Here is a 4,944-nt window from a genome sequence, read left to right as displayed (position 1 = left end):
ATCTCGGTGACGGCGAGTTGATCTAGACAGTCACGAAGCTCGCGCGGATCGAGTTCTCGGCCAACACGTTTCGCTCCTGCAAGGTCAACCCCATACCTGCTTCGAGGGCAGCGAAATTGTCGTCGACGTAGCCGCCGAAGTAGGCGGGATCGTCCGAGTTGATCGACACCGACAGGCCCCGCTCGAGCATCTGTCGCAGCGGCAGCTGCTCGACAGTGTCGATCACCTTGAGCCGGACGTTGGACAGTGGGCATACCGTGAGCGGAATCTGTTCCTCGACAAGACGATTCACCAGCGCCTCGTCTTCGAGGCACCGCACCCCGTGGTCGATGCGCTCGACCTTCAGCAGATCCAGTGCCTGCCAGATGTAGTCGGGTGGACCTTCCTCACCGGCATGGGCGACGACGTGCAGACCCTCGGCGCGGGCCTTGGCGAACACGTCGACGAAGAGCGATGGCGGGTAGCCCACCTCTGCGGAATCGAGGCCGAGACCGATGATCGGGGCCTGCATGGCCAACAGATCGTCCAACAGCTGATTGGCATGCAGCACCGGCTTGTCCCGCAGGATCGACGCGATCAACCCACTGGTGACACCGAATTCGCGCTCGCTGGACGCACAGGCGTCGGCCAATCCCTCGACGACGGCCGCGAGCGGGACACCGCGCTCGGTGTGCGCCTGCGGATCGAAGAAGATCTCCGCGTGCGTCACCCCGGCCTGCGCGGTGCGGCGGAAGTAGGCCCGGGCGAGATCGGCGAAATCCTCGGCAGTGCGCAGCACGGCCATGTTCGCGTAGTACAGATCCAGGAACGACTGCAGGTCGCTGAACTCGTATTTCGCCCGCAGTTCATCGATGTCGTTGTACGGCAGCGACAATCCGTTGCGCTCGGCAAGATCGAATATCAGCGGAGGTTCGAGCGACCCTTCGATGTGCAGGTGCAGTTCGGCCAGCTGATCAGTACTCACTCACCCGATGCTACTTGCCCGTGTACGTCGCCTTCCCCGGGCCGACCTCGAGGAAGCTCTTCACCGCACCCCGCAGATCCTCGGTCTCGAACAGTGCTCCGGAGACCTCCGAAGTGATCTCGTCCGCATGGGCCACGCCGCCCGAACGCCACGCTGCCACAATCTGTTTCGTGGCCGCATGCGCGACGGTGGGGCCGTCGGCCAGTCGATGTGTCAGCGCCAGCGCAGCGGCATCGACGTCGTCGTGGATCTGATTGACCACGCCCCACTCCTTCAGCGTCTGCGCGTCGTACAGATCACCGGTCATGACGAGCTCGCGAGCTCGACCCGAACCGGCCCGCTCGGCGAGGCGCTGCGGTCCGCCCATCGACGGTGTCAGACCGACGACGGTCTCGACCAGACCGAACTTGGCCTTGGGACCGGCGAGAATGATGTCGCACGCCAGCGAGATCTCGAACGCCGCCGTGAGCGTCAAACCGTGCGCGGCGTAGATCACCGGGCAGGGCAACGCCTCGAGCGGATGGGCGATCTGTGCGAACAATCCACGCCACAGATCGGCACCCTGCGCAGCGGACAGACCATCGAAGACGTGCACGTCGACGCCCGCAGAGTTCACCTTGCCCTCGGCGCGCAACAACACCGCCCGCGGAGGTCGCGCGACGAGATCGGCAACGTTCGCGGCAACCGCGTCGAACATGGCCTGATCGAACAGGTTGAGCGGACCGTGGTCGAAGGTGAGGACGGCGAGCTCGGCGCCTGCCGCGGTGGTCGATCGAACGAGCGAAGTGGGTGCGTCAGCCATGGTTCGCATAGTGCCACACCGGTCCGGGACGGTTGTTACCAACGAGTATTGTTCGCTGATAACTCACCGTTACCGAGAGGAACAGATAGATGAAGCGCAGCTTGTTCGAGGCCGATCACGAGGACTTCCGCGCGTCGGTACGCGAATTCGTCACCCGGACCATCACACCGGTCGAGGAAAAGCTCGTCGAGCAGCGATACATCGACCGCGAGATCTGGCTCGAGGCCGGACGCAACGGCTTCCTGGGACTGGAAGTACCGGAAGAATACGGCGGCAGCGGAGCCGAGGACTACCGATTCAACGCCGTCCTCGCCGAGGAACTCGCCCGCTCGAGCGCCGCGGTGGCGTCGTGCTTCGGTATCCACGTGGACATCGTCGCGCCCTACTTGGTCAAGCTCACCACCGAAGAGCAGAAGAATCGCTGGCTGCCCGGCTTCTGCAGCGGCGAGATTCTCACGGCGATCGCGATGACCGAACCGTCCGGTGGCTCCGACCTGGCCGCGCTGAAGACCACCGCCGTCAAGGACGGAGACGACTTCATCATCAACGGTTCGAAGACGTTCATCACCAACGGCAACTCCGCAGACCTGGTCATCGTCGCCACCCGCACCACGCCGGAGAAGAAGGCCAAGGGCATCACGCTGTTCGCCGTCGAGAACGGCACCGAAGGATTCTCCCGCGGCCGCAAGCTCGACAAGGTCGGTCAGCCCGAATCCGACACGGCCGAGCTGTTCTTCGAGAACGTGCGCGTCCCGAGCTCGAACATGATCGGCGAGTTCGACGGCGGCTTCATCCACATGATGCAGCTACTCCCCCAGGAACGGATCAGCTGCTCGGTGGCCAACCTCGGACACGTCCGTCCCATTCTCAAGGAGACGCTGCAGTACGCCAAGGATCGCAAGGCATTCGGCCAGCAGATCGGCTCACTGCAGTGGAACAAGTTTCTGCTCGCCGAGCTCGTCACCAAACTCGATGTGGCACAGGCGTACATCGACAATTGCATCGCCGCACACGGGATCGGTGAACTGACCGCCATCGACGCCGCCAAGGCGAAGTGGTGGAGCTCGCAGGTGCAGAACGAAATCCTCGACCACTGCGTCCAGCTACACGGCGGCTACGGGTTCATGAACGAATACCGCGCCGCTCGGGCGTGGAAAGACGCTCGCGTGACCAAGATCTGGGCCGGATCGAACGAGATCATGAAGGAACTGATCGGCCGCGATCTGGGGCTGTAGGTGAGTGCCTGCGGCAGTGGTGTGAACAAGTGCCCTGGAAGGCACCCAACCGCACCACTGCCGCAGGCACTTCGAAACAGACGAAGACCGGATACTCGGAATTTCTTCCGTGTATCCGGCCTTGTCACCGAGTTTCTGGCGGAATTTACTTCGGAAAGGTCACTCCACCAGGAGAAGTCGGGTTACGAAGCTTGAATCAGATGGCGCGGACGCCGGTAGCCTGGGGGCCCTTCTGACCCTGGCCCACCTCGAACTCCACGCGCTGGCCCTCGTCGAGCGACTTGAAGCCGCTACCCTGAATCTCCGAGTAATGAACAAAAACGTCCGGTCCGCCACCATCCTGCTCGATGAAGCCGAAGCCCTTTTCGCCGTTGAACCACTTCACACTGCCCTGCGTCATTCTGTAAACCTTCTGTAAGCGAGCTAGATCTTCACGTCGAAGCTCTAATCTCAAAAGTGAGTCTGCCATCTATCGGCGCCGAGCGAAACACCGGGGGCGAAAAAGTTCGAAAGATTGCTTTTGGACGGTGAAACCGGAACGTTGCTCAGCGCCCCGGTGGCTAGGGTTTCAGCCGTGGATCTCCCCTCTCACGATGCCCGCCCTTTCGATCCCCATCGACTCGACATCGTCCGTCTGGCCTGGTGTCGCCGACTGCAGATGGACGATCGAGCCCTCGACACCGACGCCGACCGCGTCGAACATGTCGGTGCCACCGACGACGTCACCGTGCTGCGACTGGCCGAGACCACCGTGATCGTCGGACCGTCCTGGGCCGTCGATGCCTCTCGCGCGATCAGCGGCCCGGCGAGCGCGGACCGAACCTGGATCTCGGCACTGCTCGGCGACCGTTCGGCGCACTACGAGATCGGCACCCACACACTGGCGTACGGCTCGGACATCGGCCACACCATCGACGTACACGACCCGCTGATCTCCCACGATGCGCAGCACGCACGCAACCTCGCCGCGCACTGCAGCGACGCCGACGTCGCCGAGGCATTCGGCGAGCCGGTCTCTCGGAACTGGTTCACGCTGCTCGGCGACGACCGACCTGCCGACTCGGCCCATTCGCAAGCGTCGGCCGGCTACTCGGAGGAGCAACTGATCCTGGCCGACATGCGCGTGCTGACCGACCCGGACCATCGCCGACGGGGCCACGCTCAGGTGGTCGGCAGGCTGGCCACCAACGATGCCATCGACGACGGCCTGATTCCGCAGTGGCGATCGCGACCCGAGAACGCCGTTGCTCGACGCCTCGCCGCGCGGCTGGGATATGTGGAAATCGGCGCGTGCCACACCGCAGTGCTCCGACCGTGACCCGGTTGAGCCGGCTCCGAACTGGGTAGCGTCGAGATGAGACCGATCGATGTGAGGAGTTCGAGAGCATGGCCGACGATGCCGCATATGTGGAACCGGGCAAGGAATTCAAGCGCGACACCAACTACATCCCGACGCGGATCACCGCCGACGGCCGGGACGGGTATCCGGTAGAGCCGGGACGGTACCGACTGATCGCCGCGCGCGCCTGCCCGTGGGCCCATCGATCCATCATCGTCCGACGGCTACTCGGCCTCGAAGATGTTCTGTCGCTCGGCATTCCGGGTCCGACCCATGATCCTCGGAGTTGGAACTTCCAGGAGGAGCCCGGCGGCGTCGACTCTGTTCTGCAGATCCCTCGACTTCAGGACGCGTTCTTCGCCCGCTTCCCCGATTACGAGCGCGGCATCACCGTCCCCGCGATCGTCGACGTTCCCTCCGGTGAGGTCGTCACCAACGACTACCCGCAGATCACCCTCGATTTCTCGACCGAGTGGACGCAGTATCACCGCGACGGAGCCCCCGATCTGTACCCGGAGGCCCTGCGCAGCGAGATCGACGAAGTGGCCCAGCTGGTGTTCGAGGACGTCAACAACGGCGTCTACCGCTGCGGATTCGCTGGATC

Annotated in this window: 5 protein-coding genes and 1 pseudogene; 3 read left to right on the top strand and 3 right to left on the bottom strand. The window is 63.5% G+C overall.

Annotated elements, in window-relative coordinates; translation table 11 throughout:
- Positions 1-22: 22 nt before the first annotated feature.
- Positions 23-964, bottom strand: a complete 942-nt coding sequence (locus A2J02_RS21340; protein ID WP_068053229.1) for an adenosine deaminase — start codon at positions 962-964, stop codon at positions 23-25.
- Between the two features lie 10 nt (positions 965-974).
- Positions 975-1,766, bottom strand: a complete 792-nt coding sequence (locus A2J02_RS21335; protein ID WP_068053232.1) for an enoyl-CoA hydratase/isomerase family protein — start codon at positions 1,764-1,766, stop codon at positions 975-977.
- Between the two features lie 89 nt (positions 1,767-1,855).
- Here A2J02_RS21335 and A2J02_RS21330 point away from each other — a divergent pair, with 89 nt between their 5' ends.
- Entirely contained in the window at positions 1,856-3,001 is a 1,146-nt protein-coding gene (locus tag A2J02_RS21330) for an acyl-CoA dehydrogenase family protein (protein ID WP_068053226.1), read from the top strand.
- A gap of 196 nt (positions 3,002-3,197) precedes the next feature.
- Here A2J02_RS21330 and A2J02_RS21325 read toward each other — a convergent pair whose 3' ends face one another.
- Positions 3,198-3,401: a cold-shock protein gene (locus A2J02_RS21325; protein ID WP_008714360.1), complete on the bottom strand. Its 204-nt coding sequence runs from the start codon at positions 3,399-3,401 to the stop codon at positions 3,198-3,200.
- A gap of 174 nt (positions 3,402-3,575) precedes the next feature.
- On the opposite strand from A2J02_RS21325, the gene A2J02_RS21320 reads away from it, so the two are divergent.
- Positions 3,576-4,319, top strand: coding sequence for a GNAT family N-acetyltransferase (locus tag A2J02_RS21320; protein ID WP_068053223.1), 744 nt, complete (start codon positions 3,576-3,578; stop codon positions 4,317-4,319).
- A gap of 68 nt (positions 4,320-4,387) precedes the next feature.
- Positions 4,388-4,944 (top strand): annotated as a pseudogene (locus tag A2J02_RS21315) (glutathione S-transferase family protein); the annotation flags it as partial.

Source organism: Rhodococcus sp. EPR-147 (assembly GCF_001647185.1).
GTDB lineage: Bacteria > Actinomycetota > Actinomycetes > Mycobacteriales > Mycobacteriaceae > Rhodococcoides.
Note: the sequence above shows the minus strand (reverse complement) of the source record. Positions and strands in the feature narration are given on the sequence as shown.